We start from the raw sequence: 18,692 nt of genomic DNA on the forward strand, positions 1-18,692 counted from the left end.
TGCTTAAAAAATAGTTAACAATTAAATAAATATAAGTAAATGATTAGATGAAATAAATCATCTAATCTAGACCCTATATATTTATTTATAATAATTTGTTAATTGGGTGTTCTTCTACTGGTTCGGTACCAATATCTTTAGCAGCTTCTGCAATCATAATATCTGCCATACCACAAGCAGGGAATGCAAGTCTTGCGTTTTCGATAGGTCCGAAGAGTACGAAGTCTCCACCAGCCATTTGTTGAACGATGTTAGAACCGATATCACAAACAGGCCATGCTTCTTTGTGTTCTTTTTTGTATCCTCTTAACCAGTCCCATGCGGATGGAACGTTGTGGATACCAGATCCAACTGGGTAACCCCATTTGGATTTAACTGCGAAAGAAGTTCTTACTGCAGGTCCAGCACCTTGACCTAATGGAGTAACTGCTACATCCATGAATGGTTTGGTAATTCCACATTCTTCAGCCATTTCGAGAATACCTTGGTCGATTACATCTCCACCGTTTTCCCAGATTTCGATTTTACCTGCAACACCAGGGTTCATTGGGTTGAAACCTAAGAGAATGGATGCATCGATGTCGGAGTTTTTAACTGCTTCAATTTCTGCTGGTTCTGCAGCCATACTTAAAGAGTTGTAAACAGCTCTGTCAGTTAATCCAACTTCTTGTACGTATTCTACACCTGCAATTTTTGCTGCAGCTGCAGTTGAGTCTATAAGGAAAGGTTTGTCACAGATGTCTCCTACAAATTCTAAGTATTTTACCATAGCTTCTGCAGTAGCACCGAAAGTTTGTACAATACAAGGGTTTCCAGTTACATCAGACATTTCTTCCATAGTTTTAATTCTTTCTTCAGCAGCATCTTTATCGAAGACACCAGTTTTTTCATCACTAATAATATTGTGTCCACCGTAGAAGATAGTACCAGCTAATACAGTTGGGTATTCACCAGGTTGGCCCCCCATTTTCATACCAGCAACATCAACTACGAGTTGTTCTTTATCAAATCTAAACATAAGTATAATCCTCCTATAATAAGGTAGATAACATTGAAGCTAAACCGAATTTAATAGCTACAACTAAAATCATTAATCCAAGTATAATACCATATAATATACCAACATCTCTACCAGTTTGTTGGCCTAAACGTTGATAATATTCTCCAACAGTGAAATCAACTTTTTCTTCTGCTGCATCTAATTTAGCAACAACTTCGTTGAATTCATCTGAGGAAACCATTACCTGAGGTATTGAATTTTCTTCACTCATAATAACACCTCTATAATCCTGCTGCTTTTGCAATGAAAGGAATAATTACGATTAAAAGAGTTGCAATACAAGCACCGATAGCAAATCCTTTGAATCTGGTTGCGAGTAAACCAGCGAATAATTTACCTTCTCTTGCAAGGAGTTTTGAACTGTATTCAGCATCATCAGCTGCAGTTTTCATTCCGCCTATATTTGGTTTGTTTGAAATTTGTACCATAATTCATTCCTCCTTAGAATAACAAGAATAAAGTACCAAGGATTAAAGTGAAAGCTAATCCGATCATTATACCTTGAACTTTACCAGAGTAATTACCAGCCATATTTCTTTGAATAGCACCGACCATATCGATTTTAGTGTTAATATCCCTAATTCTTGCTTCAATGAGACCAGTTTCAGCAGAAACAACCCTAATTGCTTCTCCTTCTTCTTCCTCAGCGTCGTCGCCTTCTACAGAAATAACCATAGCTTCTTCTTCAAAAGCACCTGGATCTTTTTCTACACATTCATTAATTTTTGATTGAATTGCTCCGATATCTTCGGTATCAATTAAGTCAACAATTTCTAATTGTTGTTGGAATCTTTCAACACCTTCGAGTGGAACATTTTCTACGAAAGGAATAGCTCCAGTAGCACCAACAATTTTCTTTTTGTCAGGGTCAGCACCGTTTGCGTGTAAAGCTTTAAAACTTTGACCAGTGATGTGACCTTGTACTTCAGCACCAGCTAATATTAAGAAACGAATATTAGGGTTGGAAATAATGTTAGCAACAACTTTTTCAATTCCTAAGTTTTCTGTTTTACATGGACCTGCGATTGCTGCTCCAGAAAGTTCAGCTTCAATGTGGGAAGCTAAAGTGGTTACTGCAACAGGGCTTTCAGGATCACCTACAATGTAATCCCCACTAATAACCGGCCAGCCATCTGCAGGAGCTTTTTTATCAGCCATCTATAAAACCCCCATTGCTTGTAAGATTGGTAATGCAGCAAAGATAATGAATGATGCTAATAAGAAACCATATACCATGTTAGTTAATAATCCTGCAGTAACATAGGAACCTTCCCTTCCAGGGTAAGCGCCAACAGGACTGGTGTATGGGTCTAATGATGCCATTAATTCATCAGCAGCCAATTCGACTTTTGCTACTTGTTCATTTACTTCATCCATAGATAGGAGAACAACTCCTGAACCTAAAGATGATCCGATAACCCCAGATACAGGGTCATATGCGAAATTCATTTCAGGTACGATTTGTACCATAGGTAACATTTGAGCCATATTTAATTCCTCCAAATCTAATTTTCAACTTTAGGCCATAATCCAGCCCATTTGGTTGATGCAGCATCGTTCATAGAAGCATCTACAAATGCTTTGAATGAAACAATCCAACCGATTAAACCAACGATGAATATAATGAACCATGCTAAGCCACCAGCGGTGACAGCCATGAGACCAACAAGAGTCATGGATAAGAATGCAGTAGATGCTGCACATTTGAGAGTTCTTAATTGATCTTCGTTAGGTCCTAAACATGCGTTGAATGGGTGTTGGATAGCCATAGTACACATAATGAATAATACAGCAATAAATCCAGTTGCAACAACACTTTCATAAATTGCGGTCATATCGAAACTACCTGCAATCGCAGTAGAGAATCCTAAGATAGATAATGCTGCAGCACCAGCAATTTCAACGGTACATTGGAGCATAATAGGGATTTTCATACCTACAATTTTAGTTGCGACGAGAGCGATAACTACACCAATAATAATAGCTGCAATTAAAGCTGCGATAGGTCCAACCATAGGCATTTTTAAGATAGTAGCTAAACTAATACCTGCAAAAGCTGCGATAATACCAACAGATAAAGACATGTAACCAATAGATGGTACACCAGTACCTAAACCGTAACTTGCTACTCTACGAATAGCGTCAGATCCCCATACAATAGCACATACTGCACCGAGAGCTGCGAATAAAGGTCCAATAGTTGAACCTAAGAATCCGGTTAAATAAATACCGACTAATCCACCAATAACACCTAATACTAATAATTGCATTGAGTCAACTGCACCTGCAGCTGCACCATCTGCACTTCCACCAGCAGACATTTAGATACCTCCAGTTAAGATAATACAAAAGATTGCTACAACGATAGAAGCAATTGCACATGCGATAGCTCCAGTTCCGATTCTTTTGAATTTAGGATCGTGCATACCTTCAATGGTACCACCGATGTTGTATGAAGCAATTACAGAGTTGATAAAGAATACACCTACACCAATAATAGCAGCTAAACCTACACTTACAACAGGGTCAGTTACAAAGGTACTTTGGTTGATAGCAGTGTTGATACCGTAGTATACTAATCCACCACCGAAACCACCGAGAAGACCTCCAATGAGACCACTTACAAATGAAGTTACTGGTACACCGTGACCTTCGGTACCAGGGGTTTTGTATGCTTCTTGGTTACGTTTGGTAATCCAGTCAACAGGTACTTTAGATGCTGCAGGAACGATACCTACACCAAAGATGTAAATTAAGTTTGCAATGAGCATAGTAATACCCATCATAATCATAGCACCTATTGCTCCACCAATTCCTATTATATAGAATGGTTCACCAGTCATAGTTGCAGCAGTAATGAGACCTGTTAATCCAGCACCAGCAGCTAACATAGCAGTACCGGTACCTACACCAGTAGCGGTTGCCATAGCTGCAGGAGCTCCTCCTACAGGGATAAAGTGCACACCAGCACCAATCATAATACCGCCTATTGCGATGAATAAAATTAAACTAATTGGATCCATAATCGAAACCTCCTTATTCTTCCTCATATGGTCCGTATTGGTTTCTTGCAAATACTTCTAAGTAGTTATCCATGATAATTAATAAGATAACAATAACAATACCTACAACAATACCGCCGTATACTCCGAATACTACTGTATTCCAGAAACTGAAAAATACAACGAGACCGAAACAGAAACCAGTTAAAGGTCCACCGAATTTAGCACAGAAGTTTACTACATCCATAGAGTTTTTAGCACCCATAGGAGCTTTAGTAACGATATCCCCTTGGATAGCTACAGGAGTACCTCCACCAAATTCGAATTTTTGATATTCACTTTCTGCACCGTAGTGTACATCCCCGGTAGAAGAACCGATAGCACCGAGAGCAATACCCCAAAGCATTGCTAAGAGTGGTAATGGGAATACATGTAATGCAACACCATTAATTGGAATGGTCATTAAGTATGAAATTCCAACAATACAAAAACTAGTTATAAATCCGTGACCAACGATAGGTCCTAAAGATTGAGTTAATACATCCATAAACAATGGTTGTTCAAATTGAGATTGTCCAACAATCCTTCCCATGTGGGATGTAACAGTATAAATAGCGTGAACAAAAGCAGCGATACAAGCACCCATTGCGATAGCAACGATAGGTAACATACCTAAAGACATTACTATGTATGCAATAGCACCAGCAACACCACACCAACCACCATAAGCGACTGGTTCACCAGAAGCCGCCTTGTTTATCATACGGTGTAAATGTCCCATTTGTGGAGCAAGTTGAACTTGGGAGTTAGGGTTACTTTGAGAACCGATATCAGATTCTAAGTCCTCTGCAGCCCCTCCGATAGTAGCAACTGCACCCATTAATGCAACTACACCTAATGTTACAGGGTCCATAATTTTTTTCCTCCATATTTTTTATTAAATTGATCATTTAATAAACGTGAAATGATTTTAGATTTTTGTTCCTTACAAAAATCATTGAAATTGCAATAATAATATTGCATAGTATATTTTTTTAAATTATTAATATAAATGTTTTGTGAAAAGTTGTTCAGATAAACAATAAATTATAAAAAAATAGATAGGTGAAAAGACACCTACCTACGTGTTTATTTATCTATTTATTTTGCTGGAGTAATAACAGTTCTTTCACCAGCTGGTTCGAATTCTCTTAAAGCACCTTTAGCAAATTCTGCACGTACTTTACTGAAGTCGAATGTTAAGTTTTTATCAGCAAATGCGATTTTGATTAATGGGTTGAATGCGAAAGCATCTCCACGAGCTGCGTGAGGAGCTTGTGCAATACCTGCGTATTCACCTTGGTGTCCTACGTTCATAGCGTAGTTAGGGTAGTTAGGTCCTCTCATTTCGAGTGGTAAACCTTCATCATTTCTGATGGAGAATACGTTAGCAGCACCACATTGATCTTGTAAATCGTATCCGTAGAAACCTAATCTGGAGTGTTGTTCTTTGTGTAAGTACATACCTAAGTACCATGCACTTAAACCAGTTTGTGCATTACCAGTAGCGAATGCAGTGGAACAACCAGCAGCTGCAGAAATAACGGAAGCTCTTTGAGATCCACCGAAGTGAGTTTCGAGTAAAGCTGGGTATTCTTCGTATTGGTCTAATGCGTAGAAGGTTACTTCAGTACCAACATCTAAAACAGTATCCATATTGTTAGGTGCGGAGCATAATTCACCGTATTTGTCTTCGACGTAATCTTTACCGTAGTAAGTGAAGTCGTCTAATACGTTATCAGTGTATGCAGCAGTAGCATATTGAGTGAATCCTACACCACCAGACATGTAAGAACCTAACCAAATTTGGTCGTATAAAGCAGCACCTAAAGCTACTACTTCTAATGATACGTTTACAGGGTCTTCAGGAACAACTCTGGAAGCTTGACAAATATCTGCCATGAATCCGAAAGGAACTCCACCAAGTTCGTTTGCTGCTCTTGCTCTTCTTACAGGTAAGTAAGTACCCATTTGAATAACTTCTGCGTGTTTGGATGCGTATGCGAAGTCACCAGTAGCTCCTTCACCAGCACATTGGTTGTATGCAGAAATCATAGACATACCAATTTGCATAGCAGACCATCTAGAGGTAGTACCTCCATCACAAACTCTTCCTACGATGGAAGGGATTCTTACAGCTTGCCATACAGCGTTTCCTACTTCAGCTTTTAAAGCTTCAGCTTGTTCTTCGTTGAACTCTTTGTTGATATCTAATACAAATGCAGAATCAATTTCATCAGCTAATTCATCGTCACCAGTGAAAACTTTTACGTATGAATCTGATACGAGTAATGGGTCAGTTTCTACCATGTGTTCTTGAACTACTGCTGCACCAGGCATAGCATGGTTTACAGTTTCAAGGTAGTTAGTAATAGTTTCAGGGGTTACTTCAATACCTAATCTTTTTTCAAGAACGTTATGAGCAGTGTTTAAACCTACAATTACAGTTCTTCTAATGTCATCCCAAGCTTGTTGGATAGCTGCGTTGTTGATGAAGTGTAAATCGTCACCTTCAACGAAAGTATCAGTAGTAGATAATTGGTAAGACATTAAAGCTCTTTGACCTAAAGGAGTACCAATGTCTGGGTTGTACATTGGGATTCCTCTTTTCTCAGCGATTGCTTTACCTTCGTTTACAAATGCAGTTTTTCTTTCAGATTGTTTCCAACCGCCCATGTTGTAGAATTGGGTTGATTTTTCAGTTGGGTCTTCACTGAATTTTTGTTTCATTGCATCTAAGAATTTTTTATCAGCCATATTAATTACCATCCTGCGTTTGGATCAAATGCACCAAAGGATCTGGAAACATGAATGTTGTGTAATACTTCAACAGCTTCTACATCATCTTTGTATGCTTCACCATCTATTCTGTAAATAGTGGTTTTTGCTTTTAAAGTTTCTTCGTCTAATGGTTCACCTAATACAACAGGTTCATCTAATTCTTTACCAATTTGATCTTTAACCATTTCAACGTTACCTGTTTCTTTGTTAAATACTTGTCTTCTGAGCATATCAAACATTAAACCGTTTTCATCTAATCTTAAAGAGTGACCGTGTACACCTGCACCTCTAATACCGGTTCTTGCTGTATCGAAGTATTCGGTTTCTAAGAGGATTTTGGATAATCTTTCGATGTCTCTTTCTCTTGCTTCGATTACTTGTCTTCCGGATAATGTACCGGTATCGATTCCTCTGTATCTGCTTAAGTAGGATCTTGCTCTTAAGTAAGGTTGAGCTGGAGCAAAGTACATGGAGTCTACGAATTGGATGTATCTAATTCTGTCCCCTGCTTTTGCACCGTCAATAGGTTTTACTAATTCTCTTACAATGTCGTCAGGCTCATCCATTTCATCTAATGGTGGGTGAACAGATTTGTATTCTTCACCTGGAGCTCTGTGACCTAATATTTTTACTACGTCTTCATCAGAGATTTCTCTTAACTTTTCTAATTCATATTCTGGATTACAGAAGTTTCTTCTGTTTTGAGCAACCTGAGAAGTACCTGGATAAATTTGTACCATAATTATGCATCTCCTAATGCTAATTTAACTTTTCTAATTATTTCATCTAATTTTTCTTGTGAAATTGTTTCACCACGAATAACTCCTGTTACGATATCCTCAATTGTTCCTTGAGTTTTGATATCTTCATCTGCAGGCATAACTTTTGAAGTTTTTACACCAATTTTAGCAAAATCTTCACAATCAACTGGTGATTCACAAATAATCACACAAGGTTTGTTTACATTCCTTAAGATTAACCTTGCTTTATAAATAATATGATTTGCAACTCCACCTAAGTGAATTACAAGTAACTTAAAATTATTTAATTGATCAATTTCCTTTTCCATTATACCAAATAATGTTCCACCACTAGCTGGAGCATCATGAGGCACACCAGCACCTGCATTTAAAACAACAGTACTTGTTAAAACATTTGCTTCACGTAAACCAAAAGTAATTTCACAAACTGGTTTAGTAATGTGTCTACGTCCAGGAGACATAGCTACTGCACATACATCAGTACCACATTCAGCGAAAGTTCCTCTTTGAGCAAGGCTCCCACCTTTTCCCATACCACTTGTTTCCCTACAATCAACTACGTGAGTACAGCGTCCTATCATATTAATCTAAACGATCTCTATTAATAATATTCACATGGCTTTCAAATTCTGAATACTGATCAGTCATTCCTACTAAATCATCTGGAATATCTGCAGAACCATATTTGATTCTATCAGTAACAGTTTTATGTTTTCTGATATAATTTGCTCTGTCTTGATTAATTTCAAAACCGAACGGAATATGTTTTTCACAGACTTCTTCAATTTCTTTAATGGTGGATTCCATTGTTAATTCAATGAAAATTCTAGCAGTTTTAACTTGTAAAACAACATCTTCACCTTTAATATTGATAACTCTACGTTCTTTATATTTATCAGGTAAAGTAGCTTCACCTTTTGGAAATCTAGGACCATGAATAACAGTTCTTTGAACATCATCAATTGATTCTAAATCATTTAATAATGCTTCAGTTGTGTCACTTCCAAGAATTCTGTGTGGGAATATTTCAATATCCATTTTGTAACCTTCGAAAATTAGATTTATATTAAATTAATTAGATGTCACCTTTAATTTCTTCAGCTGCAATTGCAACAGCGTTGATAGGTTCTCTGAATTCGTCAATTTGACTGTATACTTCTTTAATTAAACCAGAAGTTGCTTCTGGTGAAAAGAGTTGTGTTCCTGCATCTAAGGACATAGCAGCAGCTACACAAGGGATACAGAATCCTTTACTGTGTCTGGTTACAACGTGGTTACCGTTGAATAAACCAGGACCTCCACCACCGTAGATGGAGTGACTGAAGAATGAGAATCCTACAGCTACACCTTCTGCTCTACCATAGTCAATACTTGGTAAACCAGTAGCGAATTCGATGTTATCGTTGAAGTATAATAAAGTAGATGGTACACCTTGAGCAGCACGAGCAGCACCAACGTTAACCATAGTTGCAGCTACAGCACCAGCAGCAGCGTATGCGTTCCATTTAGCTGCATCATCAGTGTTGTAGATAGAGAAGTCAGTTAATGCTTTTTGAGGAGCAATTACTCCATCAGCTTCTGCACGAGCAATAGTTGCTTGTACAATAGAACCAACAGTTCCGTCTGCGTTGTCTTTTACTAAATCCATAACAATATTATCAGCATTTAAACCTTGGTAAGCTAAACCTAATAAGTGTAATCTTTCGTAAGTACCAACTGCATCACCCATTTCAAACATAGCAGTTTGTTCGAAGATAGATGCTAAAGCGGTAGCTTGGAAAGTATTTTTTAAAGTAGCAGCAGTGAAATCGTTTGCTTTTACTCCTCTTAAAGCGTAACCAGGTCCTTCGAGTTTTTGTGGAATGTCTAACATAGTTGCAATGTTAGAACCTTTGTATTCTACAGATTGTGGGTATCTACCTAAAACTGCAGCTTTTACAAAGTTAGCATCGTAAATGCTTACATCACAGATGTCGATAATAGCTTGTACTAAAGCGGTAGCAGTAGCTAAAGGTGCTACAGAGTATTCAGCAGCAACATCAATTCTTTGAGATGGTACTTGTACTAATAATCTTTTACCACCAGAAATAGGATTTACTACAGTATCATCGTCTTCAGCAACCTGGATGGTTGCTTTAATTTTTTCAGCAATTGCTTCTGCATTACCAACAATGTCGAGATCTAATTCTCTTCCTAAAATTTTAGATTTGTCTCCACCAACAGATCCGGATTTAACGGATTTTTCTACTCCTTCTAAGTTTACTGCTACAGTTCTTTTTACACCTTTAACGATGCTTTGAATTGCAGGGTTTCTTAAAGGACTAATAGCTTCGATTGGTACGTCAGATGCAATTAAGGATCCTCTATCGTCGTATAAATCGACTTTATCATCAAACTTTGCCATTTTTTCCCTCCTAAATAAATAGAGTTTAACTAATATACCACTCCATTGGTAAGATTTTTTACCAAATTGAGTTGAGCTATAAAACAATGTTTTTGCAATAGCCAGCGATATGGTATACAAGTTTTATTCTATTAAAGATATAATATAAAGATTACCTCTCAACTTTTTTAGAAAACTTTATAAACTATAATAAAACATTTCTAATTTAAGAAAAATAATATTGAAAGTAATACTTTTTATTTTTATTTAAAATCAACAAAAATTAAAATAAATAAATATAATATTCAATAATCAATAAAAAAGATTAAATCAAAAGTATATTAAATAAATTAGAACATAAATGACTTTTCTAATAAAAATAAATAAAAATATTAAATTATTACTTAAAACATTTTAAGTAATAAATAATACAAAAAGTAATACAAAAATTTACCCAAAAAATACTGTTAATTTATAAATAAATGAATAAATAAATAATACAAATATGCAACTTGTAGCTGATGTTGGAGGAATACCTGGTAAAGATTGTAACGGTTTTTGTAAATACTGTTACTTTAGAAAAGTGAAAGAAGTTAAAAGTTTTGGCTGTGCATATTGCCTACCCAATAAGATAGGTTGTGAAAGATGCAGCAAAGGAATTAGTGAAACACAAAGTGAATTCAAATCACCTTTCCAAGTTATAAGTGATGTGCAAAATGCATTAATGATGAACATGGGAAGAGGCAGAGTAACTGCAAACATAAGTGGCGGTGGAGATATCAGCTGCTATCCTCATCTTGAGACATTAACTTCCAATTTAAACCAATTATCAATTCCATCAGTATTAAGTTACACATGTGGAAAAGGCATAAGTGACGGTAAAATTGCTTCAAGATTAATTAATAATGGAGTTGAAGAAGTTTCATTCACTATTTTTTCATCAGACCCCAAACTTAGAAAAGAATGGGTCAAAGACCAACATCCTGAAGAAGCATTAAAAGCATGTAAAACATTTTGTGAAAACATCAAATTGACAGGTGCTGCAGTAATAATTCCCGGAGTTAATGATGGAGACATATTGCGCCAGACATGTAACGATTTGGAAGAATGGGGAGCAAAAGGAATGCTTTTAATGAGATTTGCAAATACATTCAATGAAGGATTAATCCTTGGAAATGAACCAATCTTAAAAGGCATTGAATCACAACCGATTGAAGACTTTGCAGAACTTGTCCGTCAAATCAACAGTGAATATAACTTTAGAGTAAGTGGAACTCCATTATGTGACCCTGAAACTGGAGGACCATTTGCAATAGCTAAAGATGAAAATGAAGTGTTCTTACAATTCATTAAACCAGTTACCGGTGAAGCAACAATAATAACTTCAAAAATAGCAGCACCATTCATTTCTAAAATATTTGACAAGTTAGAAGTGGAAAGTGTAAATGTAGTGGCCGTTGAAAAAGAAATAGCATGCCTAATTACAAAAGAAGACTTGGAACAACTTGATTTAAGTGAAATAAAAGATGCAGTAATCATTCCTGGAAGATCTTTTGTTCATCAACTTGATGCTGAAAGAATCTTGAGTGCTGATGGGGTTGAAAGACTTGTCGGACGTGGCCCTGATACATTAAGTGTCGATGGTGAATTAAGTATTGACCTGACCGATGAAAATGTCATAGAAACAGAATTAGAGCAATTAAATGATTTAGTGGATGCAATCAATTTCTTCGGAATGAGAAGAATATAAAAAAAGAAAAAAGTTAGTTTGAATTCTCAACAAGAGAACTCTCACTATTTATTTTTACCAAGATATAATCATACATGAATGATTTTTTAATCTCAGCAAGTTCAGATAATTTTTTGCCGTCAATAATAACATTACCTATTACATCAGCATATTCATCATAATTTAATTTTACACGAACACCATCAAGCTGTGAAGTTACTGGCGCTGGAGAGAAAACATCTTTAATTTCTCTAACTTGATTTTCAATTGCATTTTTTACAACAATAGATGGTACTAATGGTGCATCAAGTGCCATTTCACGTTTTTTATCATTTAAGATTTTTTCACAGGTTTCAACCAATTTATCAAGTGCACGAACGTCAGGTCCTCTTCTGAGTCTTCTAGGAATTCTACCTAACCCTCCAACATATGCATCTGCACCCGGAAGATCATCTGCAGTAAGATCATATGGAGCACCAGTTACGATAACAGGAATATCAATATCATCATATAAGAATGATTTTTCTTTGATACATTTTTCAAAACTGCCTAAAGCAAAAATAGCTATGTCATGTTCATTGATTAAGCTTTTTTCATTTTCAGTGATTCCAGAAGTACCTTTACCATCACCTCTAGCAAGACCTACCATATTATCCTTTGCACCAAATTCACGTAGATATTCTGAAATATCACATGCTGCATGAGGCAAGTGATGCCTTGCAAGTGTTGGTGAAACAATAGCTATCTCAGAACCTGCCATAGGAGCAACTGAAATCTTTGCTAAAAGTTCTTTGGATTTTTCCTCGATTTTATCAACATCTTCCAAAGGAACAGCCAAATTTAAAACCAATTCCATTTGTTGAATACTTTCTTGAAGAATAAATCCACCTAAATCTTCAATTAATTCTTTAATTTCTTCACTTTTGTGAACTCCACCAGTAAATGTTAATGTTTCATACATATTAACAACTCTCAAAAATGCAATTATATTATTAATAGGTATATTATTATATATTATATTAAAGTTTCTAATAATGAATACCTAATTTCAATTTTCTCAAATGGGTTTTTAGAAATATCATTATGAGATGGAATTTCAACCAGATTTTCACTTTCAGTGACATTATCCTTTAAATAATCCGGATAAATCACATAATCAAAATCATCATCCACAATATTGAATCCCATATCCAAAACAATGTCCTTTAAAAAATTAGAGTAAACTTTGACATTGACATCTCTTTTGAAATTAGATGATAAATATTTTTTACATAACCCATAATCCTCAAAAAAGGTCAATACATCTACATCAGATAGTTCATTTTGAGTGATTTTGGAGACTTTTTTAATACTTTCAAAAACTTGTGAAGGAGTATTGATTTTAATGGCCAAAGAATTCATTTCAACTTTGCTTTCTGACAATAAAATAGCCAAATCACCTTCTTCTTCATCTGGAAATTTATTTACAACATAATCAGAAATACCTGCCAATTTGACAATTTCTTCACACATTGGTGTTGTGATTATTTTCATAATAATATTATATATTACTCTTTGATATAAATTAATTCATGAAAGTTACATTAAGTTTTGAAGAAAGTGAAAGTTTGGATGTTTCAATAATGGTTGATGCACTAAGAGCCAGTTCCACAATAACATTGGCTTTGGATAATTTCAATAAAGTAATTCCATGCTTCACACCTGAAGCGGCATTTGAGTTGAAAGAAAAACTTGGTGGAGTTGTTGCAGGAGAACGTGGAGGCAAAAAGATTGAAGGTTTTGACCTTGGAAATTCCCCGGTTGCAATAAAAGATTACAAAACCGACAATGACCATCTAATTTTAACAACAAGCAACGGAACAAGAATACTTAAGAATATGAAATCCACAGTGCTTGTTGGATCCATGATTAATGCACGTGAAGCTGCACGTAGAAGCATTGAAATTGCAGATGACCATATTGACGTCGTGATGGCAGGAGTTAAAGGAGAATTTGCAATAGAGGACTTTTTGGCATCCGGCGAGATATTATACTGGATCAGTCAGGAATTAGATGACTGTGAGTTAAGTGAATATGCAAAATCAGCAATTCTTGCAAGCAGAGATTATGACTCATTAAAAGAAGCATTCACAAATTCAAGATCAGCTAGAAGATTGATTGAACTTGGCTATGAAAGTGATGTGGAACTTTGCAGTATGAAGAACATCTCCACAAATGTGGCAATCTATGAAAATCAAGAATTAATATTATTATAAAGATTAACTTTATATATTATTCTTATTTAATAATATATGATAACATAATAAAGAAGTGTTTTTTTTGAATAGAGAATTATTAACAATTATTGGTACCGCTCATGTATCTGAAGAAAGTGTTAATGAAGTAAAGGATGCTATCTATGAACAACACCCAGATATCGTTGCTATCGAACTTGACAGAGGACGATATATAAAAATAAGAAATAAAATGAGAGGTGTTGAAGAGGACGATAACATCCAGATTACTAGAATAATCAAAGAAAATAAAGTAGGATTATTCTTAGTTAGTACACTTCTCGGATATTTCCAGTCAAAGATTGGAGCAGAAGTGGATGTTGATCCAGGTTCTGAAATGATTGGTGCTATCGAAGCATGTGAAGACTTGAATATTCCAATTGCTCTTATTGACCGTGAGATAAATACTACATTACAAAGGGCATTGAATAAAATGGGCTTTATGGAAAAAGCAAAATTTGGATATGGTCTAATAGCTTCAGTTCTAGGATTTGATGATGAAGAAGAAGACATTGATATTGAAGACTTGAAAAACTCCGAAAATATTGATGACATGATGGAAATGTTTAAAGATGAGGCTCCAAGCATTTATGAAGTTCTTGTACATGAAAGAGACGCATACCTTGCCGGAAAAATAATGCAAATACCATATGAACATGTTATTGCAGTTGTTGGAGCTGGACACAAACCTGGAATTGAAAAATACCTTGATAACCCAGAAACCTTACCAAACTTAAAAGAATTGGAAGTCATCAATGATAAAAAAGGCATTCCATGGCTTAAAATATTCCTAGCAATGATTCCAATATTATTTGTTGTGATATTTTTTCTGGCATTTTTTAATGGGATAAACATCACAGGAAACATCTATGAATTCATAGTAATCAGTGTGATTATGGGTTTTATCGGATCAATTCTTTCAGGTTCCAAAATCCAATCAGCAATTGTTGGTGGTATAGTTGCTCCATTAACTATTATACATCCATTGCTTGCTGCAGGATGGTTTTCAGGATTGACTGAAGCAAAATACAGAAATGTAAGACAAAGTGACATTAAGAATCTTGCCAAAATCGAAAGTCTTAAAGATTTATGGCATAACAATATATTCAGAATATTGCTTGTAGTTATTGGAACCAATTTAGGAGTTAGCCTTGCTACCTTGGTAATTTTACCATCAAAAGTTTTCATACCATTATTCATGAAAATATTTGGCGGATAAAATAAAGTTTTTATATATGAACTTAGTTATATTATTATACTATTCATTTTAAGGAAGAAAATCATGTATTTTATATTTCGTTGTGATTGTGGACGTGCACTCTATGCAAAAGAGGGAGTAGCTACACGCAAATGCGTTTGTGGTAAAACATTAAAAGTAAAATCAAGACGCATATTTCAAAAGGTAGCAACAAGAGAGGAAGCGTCATTGGCTGTACAGCAGATGCAAGATAAAATATATGGAAACACTGGATTCATGAAAGCCAGTGATTTATAAGTATATGGTTTGTTAAAAATGATTGGAACGACATTCAAAATAATTATAATTATAATTTTAATCATTCTTACTGGATATTTATCAATGGCAGAACTTGCTGTTGTATCCATAAGAAAAGCGAAAATGCAGAAATACATAGAAGAAGGAAATAAAAACGCACAAATTGTTTTTGATTTACTCGAAGATCCAAACGAATTCTTATCTACAGTTCAAATTGGAATTTCACTCATTGGTGTCTTGACTGGGGCATTCGGTGGAATAACCTTAGCTGAACCATTAGCTAAAATAATCTATTTTGTACCATATTGTGATATGATTAGTGTAGCTTTGGTTGTTATTGTTACAACTTACCTAACTTTAGTTGTTGGAGAAATTGTACCGAAAGTAATTGCTTTAAATGACCCTGAAAAAGTTTCACTTAAAGTTGCAAGAAGCATGGTTATTCTATCCAAAATATCAAGACCTGTCAGTTTTGTTCTTGCAAAATCAAGTAGTTTTCTTTTATGGTTAATGAGAATCGAAGATAAAACCGATGAAATAGTTACCGAAGAAGAAATTGAACTGATGATTAAAGAAGGAAGAGAAGACGGAACTATCGAAAAAGAGGAAGAAGACATTATCAAAAGAGTTTTCAAACTTGATGATCAAAAAGTTGAAAGTATAATGACTCCTCGTAACGAGATTATTTGGATTGACCTTGACGATGACAAAAACGCAAATAAAGTCAAAATCATTGAAAGTAGAAGATCAATCTTCCCAATAGCTAACGGTGAATTGGATGATTTTATTGGGGTAGTTCAAGCAAAAGACATCCTTTCAATGATGTTTATTGAAGATGAAGAATTTGACATTCACAAAATCATAAAAGAACCTTTGGTAATCTCTGAACATTTAGAAACATTAGAATTATTAAAAGAATTCAAGGAAAACCAAGAATACGTACACATGTCTCTTGTAGTAGACGAATTTGGAAGTGTAGAAGGTTTAATCACATTAAACGATTTACTTGAAGGAATCGTTGGAGATATTCCTGGAATTGATGAAGAAGATGACCCTGAAGCAATAAAAAGAGATGACGGAACCTGGTTAATCGATGGAAGATACCCAATTGACAAGTTTAAGGAATTGTTTGACTTTAAGGATTCCCTTCCTGATGAAGAAGAGGACAATTACACAACTCTTGCTGGATTTATCTTAAGTATCAGTGGAACTATTCCAAATGAGAAAGACAAATACGAATGTGACAGATTCATATTTGAAATTATAGATATTGATGGTCACCAAATCGATAAGGTTCTTGTAACTGACCTTGGACCACAAGAGGAAGAAACAGAAGAAGAGGAATAATATGGATGCCGGAATAATAATCCAAGTTGTTTTATTGCTTGTGGGATTTGTATTTTTAATTAAGGGATCCGACTTTTTTGTTGATGGATCAAGCAGCATCGCTTCACTTTTAAAAATACCAACAATAATTGTTGGATTGACAATTGTGGCATTTGGAACAAGTGCTCCTGAAGCTGCAGTATCCATAACATCATCCATTACTGGAAACAATGCAATGGCAGTAAGTAATGTCATTGGAAGTAACCTGTTCAACATGATGATGGTTATCGGAATAGCTGCATTACTCAGCGATTTATTGATGGAAAAAAATGTTTTAAACAAAGATTTACCATTTCTCGTAGCAATTACAGTATTATTATCCATATTCATTTTACTTGGTTGGAACATATCAAGCATCGAAGGAATTATCCTACTGTTAATATTAATTGGTTATATTGCATATCTTGTTCATACAGCAAGAAAAGACAGCCATGCAAAAGATGTTGAAAAGCCAAAACTAAGCCTTCCAAAAAGTATTGCATTCATCATTATTGGACTTGCAGGAATTATTATTGGTGGAGATTTAGTTGTTGATAGTGCTTCAGCTATAGCAATGGCACTTGGAATGAGTGAAACATTAATAGGTTTAACCATTGTTGCAATAGGCACATCTTTACCAGAACTTGTAACCTCAATTACTGCTTTAAAAAAAGGGGAAAATCAATTAGTTATAGGTAACGTTATTGGATCAAACATCTTTAACATACTATTTGTTCTAGGTGCAAGTAGTGCAATAAGCGAAATACCACTTGATTCAAGTTTACTTATAGATGTCATATTTATGATATTCATTACCGCATTGTGCTTCATATTCAGTAAAACACAAGAAAAATATGATAAAAAAGAAGGTATTATTTTAATAGCATTATTTATTGCATATATGGCCTTCGCAATTTTGAGAAATTAATTCTTTTAATTCACAAGCCTTACAGACATTGGATGAAGTTGGCTCACCACACACTTCACATTCATTAAGGTTTGTGGATATGTAATTTTCAAAAGTCAATATCTTTTGGAAAGATTCCATCACATTATTTTTAACACCAGGATAGTGATCTTCACTTACGTTCAGGAATTCCTTGATTTTAGCTCTCAAAGACAAATGAGAATACGGACATTCAGCAAAATGAATATCAATATTATTAATTACAGCCCACATCCCTACTTCTTTTTCCGGTGTGTTCCATAACGGTTTTATTCTTGGAACCAATTTTGGATGAATAACATCAAGTTCAGGGCCGAATTTGGAAAATTTAATTGTATCTCCACGTGCAAAACTCATTAAAAAAGATTGAATTTCATCATCTAAATTGTGTCCAGTAGCTATTTTTACTGCACCTAACTCATATGCAGTCTTATTTAAGATATTTCTTCTAAATACCCCACAAGGAATGCATGCACTCTTAAAATCCTGATAAATATCGTCAAGAGCAAAACCTTCTTCATCTTTAAATGATTTTTGAACTAATTTAACACCTAATTCACGAGCATTATTAACAGCAGAGTCAATACCATGTTGTCTGTAGCCTTCGATTCCTTCATCTACACTAATAGCTACCAAATCAAAATCCAGATATTCTTGATAATTTTTTAGTGCATGTAAAGTAAGTACACTATCTTTACCTCCAGATAATGCTACTGCTATCAATTCGCCTTCTTTAATCAATTCATAGTCATGGATTAATGTATTAATCCTTGTAAAAATATGTTCATTGAATTCATCTTTGTTTAATTTAACCATTACTAAATTAATTTATAGAAAGATAAATAAATAATTTTAGTA

The 18,692-nt window shown here is 34.9% G+C and carries 22 protein-coding genes; 6 read left to right on the forward strand and 16 right to left on the reverse strand.

Translation table 11 applies throughout. The features are described from left to right. Positions 1 to 85: 85 nt before the first annotated feature. The 13 genes from mtrH to mcrB form a co-directional block, all read right to left on the reverse strand. Positions 86 to 1,018: a tetrahydromethanopterin S-methyltransferase subunit H gene (gene mtrH, locus MR875_02790; protein ID MCI6993777.1), complete on the reverse strand. Its 933-nt coding sequence runs from the start codon at positions 1,016 to 1,018 to the stop codon at positions 86 to 88. A 13-nt stretch (positions 1,019 to 1,031) separates the two neighbouring features. Then, on the reverse strand, positions 1,032 to 1,271 hold the full coding sequence (gene mtrG / locus MR875_02795; GenBank protein ID MCI6993778.1) for a tetrahydromethanopterin S-methyltransferase subunit G: 240 nt from the start codon (positions 1,269 to 1,271) through the stop codon (positions 1,032 to 1,034). A 10-nt stretch (positions 1,272 to 1,281) separates the two neighbouring features. After that, positions 1,282 to 1,488, reverse strand: coding sequence for a tetrahydromethanopterin S-methyltransferase subunit F (locus MR875_02800; GenBank protein ID MCI6993779.1), 207 nt, complete (start codon positions 1,486 to 1,488; stop codon positions 1,282 to 1,284). 13 nt (positions 1,489 to 1,501) lie between these two features. Continuing rightward, positions 1,502 to 2,218 (reverse strand): tetrahydromethanopterin S-methyltransferase subunit A, encoded by a 717-nt coding sequence (gene mtrA, locus MR875_02805; protein MCI6993780.1) that lies wholly within the window; start codon positions 2,216 to 2,218, stop codon positions 1,502 to 1,504. After that, positions 2,219 to 2,548 carry a tetrahydromethanopterin S-methyltransferase subunit B gene (locus tag MR875_02810; GenBank protein ID MCI6993781.1) on the reverse strand — a complete coding sequence of 110 codons (330 nt, stop codon included), beginning with the start codon at positions 2,546 to 2,548 and terminating at the stop codon, positions 2,219 to 2,221. Positions 2,549 to 2,565: 17 nt separating this feature from the next. After that, on the reverse strand, positions 2,566 to 3,381 hold the full coding sequence (gene mtrC, locus MR875_02815) for a tetrahydromethanopterin S-methyltransferase subunit C (protein MCI6993782.1): 816 nt from the start codon (positions 3,379 to 3,381) through the stop codon (positions 2,566 to 2,568). Next, complete coding sequence (mtrD, locus tag MR875_02820) at positions 3,382 to 4,083, reverse strand: tetrahydromethanopterin S-methyltransferase subunit D (GenBank protein ID MCI6993783.1); 702 nt, start codon at positions 4,081 to 4,083, stop codon at positions 3,382 to 3,384. Between the two features lie 13 nt (positions 4,084 to 4,096). Then, on the reverse strand, positions 4,097 to 4,975 hold the full coding sequence (gene mtrE / locus MR875_02825; GenBank protein ID MCI6993784.1) for a tetrahydromethanopterin S-methyltransferase subunit E: 879 nt from the start codon (positions 4,973 to 4,975) through the stop codon (positions 4,097 to 4,099). A gap of 227 nt (positions 4,976 to 5,202) precedes the next feature. Then, a complete protein-coding gene (mcrA, locus tag MR875_02830; GenBank protein ID MCI6993785.1) occupies positions 5,203 to 6,858 on the reverse strand; it encodes a coenzyme-B sulfoethylthiotransferase subunit alpha in 1,656 nt (551 codons plus the stop codon). 5 nt (positions 6,859 to 6,863) lie between these two features. Further along, the gene (gene mcrG, locus MR875_02835) at positions 6,864 to 7,622 is read right to left on the reverse strand and encodes a coenzyme-B sulfoethylthiotransferase subunit gamma (protein MCI6993786.1); all 759 of its coding nucleotides are present in this window, start codon (positions 7,620 to 7,622) and stop codon (positions 6,864 to 6,866) included. Between the two features lie 2 nt (positions 7,623 to 7,624). Then, positions 7,625 to 8,224 carry a methyl-coenzyme M reductase I operon protein C gene (mcrC, locus tag MR875_02840; protein ID MCI6993787.1) on the reverse strand — a complete coding sequence of 200 codons (600 nt, stop codon included), beginning with the start codon at positions 8,222 to 8,224 and terminating at the stop codon, positions 7,625 to 7,627. A gap of 1 nt (position 8,225) precedes the next feature. Next, positions 8,226 to 8,681: a methyl-coenzyme M reductase operon protein D gene (mcrD, locus tag MR875_02845; GenBank protein ID MCI6993788.1), complete on the reverse strand. Its 456-nt coding sequence runs from the start codon at positions 8,679 to 8,681 to the stop codon at positions 8,226 to 8,228. Between the two features lie 37 nt (positions 8,682 to 8,718). After that, positions 8,719 to 10,047: a coenzyme-B sulfoethylthiotransferase subunit beta gene (gene mcrB, locus MR875_02850; protein ID MCI6993789.1), complete on the reverse strand. Its 1,329-nt coding sequence runs from the start codon at positions 10,045 to 10,047 to the stop codon at positions 8,719 to 8,721. 484 nt (positions 10,048 to 10,531) lie between these two features. Here mcrB and mmp10 point away from each other — a divergent pair, with 484 nt between their 5' ends. After that, positions 10,532 to 11,776 carry a methyl coenzyme M reductase-arginine methyltransferase Mmp10 gene (gene mmp10 / locus MR875_02855; protein MCI6993790.1) on the forward strand — a complete coding sequence of 415 codons (1,245 nt, stop codon included), beginning with the start codon at positions 10,532 to 10,534 and terminating at the stop codon, positions 11,774 to 11,776. Between the two features lie 13 nt (positions 11,777 to 11,789). Here the strand turns inward: mmp10 and MR875_02860 are convergent, their stop codons facing one another. Continuing rightward, positions 11,790 to 12,716: a methanogenesis marker 7 protein gene (locus tag MR875_02860; protein MCI6993791.1), complete on the reverse strand. Its 927-nt coding sequence runs from the start codon at positions 12,714 to 12,716 to the stop codon at positions 11,790 to 11,792. 53 nt (positions 12,717 to 12,769) lie between these two features. Beyond that, positions 12,770 to 13,288, reverse strand: coding sequence for a hypothetical protein (locus tag MR875_02865; GenBank protein MCI6993792.1), 519 nt, complete (start codon positions 13,286 to 13,288; stop codon positions 12,770 to 12,772). 38 nt (positions 13,289 to 13,326) lie between these two features. Between MR875_02865 and comB the strand changes: the two genes are divergently transcribed. The 5 genes from comB to MR875_02890 all read left to right on the forward strand — a co-directional run bounded on the left by comB (position 13,327) and on the right by MR875_02890 (position 17,816). Further along, entirely contained in the window at positions 13,327 to 14,010 is a 684-nt protein-coding gene (gene comB / locus MR875_02870; protein MCI6993793.1) for a 2-phosphosulfolactate phosphatase, read from the forward strand. Between the two features lie 55 nt (positions 14,011 to 14,065). After that, on the forward strand, positions 14,066 to 15,247 hold the full coding sequence (locus MR875_02875) for a TraB/GumN family protein (protein ID MCI6993794.1): 1,182 nt from the start codon (positions 14,066 to 14,068) through the stop codon (positions 15,245 to 15,247). Between the two features lie 63 nt (positions 15,248 to 15,310). Beyond that, a complete protein-coding gene (locus MR875_02880) occupies positions 15,311 to 15,523 on the forward strand; it encodes a DUF1922 domain-containing protein (GenBank protein MCI6993795.1) in 213 nt (70 codons plus the stop codon). Positions 15,524 to 15,607: 84 nt separating this feature from the next. Then, entirely contained in the window at positions 15,608 to 16,870 is a 1,263-nt protein-coding gene (locus MR875_02885; protein MCI6993796.1) for a hemolysin family protein, read from the forward strand. Position 16,871: 1 nt separating this feature from the next. Beyond that, complete coding sequence (locus tag MR875_02890) at positions 16,872 to 17,816, forward strand: calcium/sodium antiporter (protein MCI6993797.1); 945 nt, start codon at positions 16,872 to 16,874, stop codon at positions 17,814 to 17,816. On the opposite strand, the gene MR875_02895 is transcribed toward MR875_02890, so the two are convergent. After that, positions 17,775 to 18,650 carry a TIGR00269 family protein gene (locus MR875_02895; protein ID MCI6993798.1) on the reverse strand — a complete coding sequence of 292 codons (876 nt, stop codon included), beginning with the start codon at positions 18,648 to 18,650 and terminating at the stop codon, positions 17,775 to 17,777. The two genes, MR875_02890 and MR875_02895, sit on opposite strands and share 42 nt — an antisense overlap. Between the last annotated feature and the right edge of the window lie 42 nt (positions 18,651 to 18,692).

The organism is Methanobrevibacter sp. (assembly GCA_022775905.1).
In the GTDB taxonomy this organism is placed as follows: Archaea; Methanobacteriota; Methanobacteria; order Methanobacteriales; family Methanobacteriaceae; genus Methanocatella.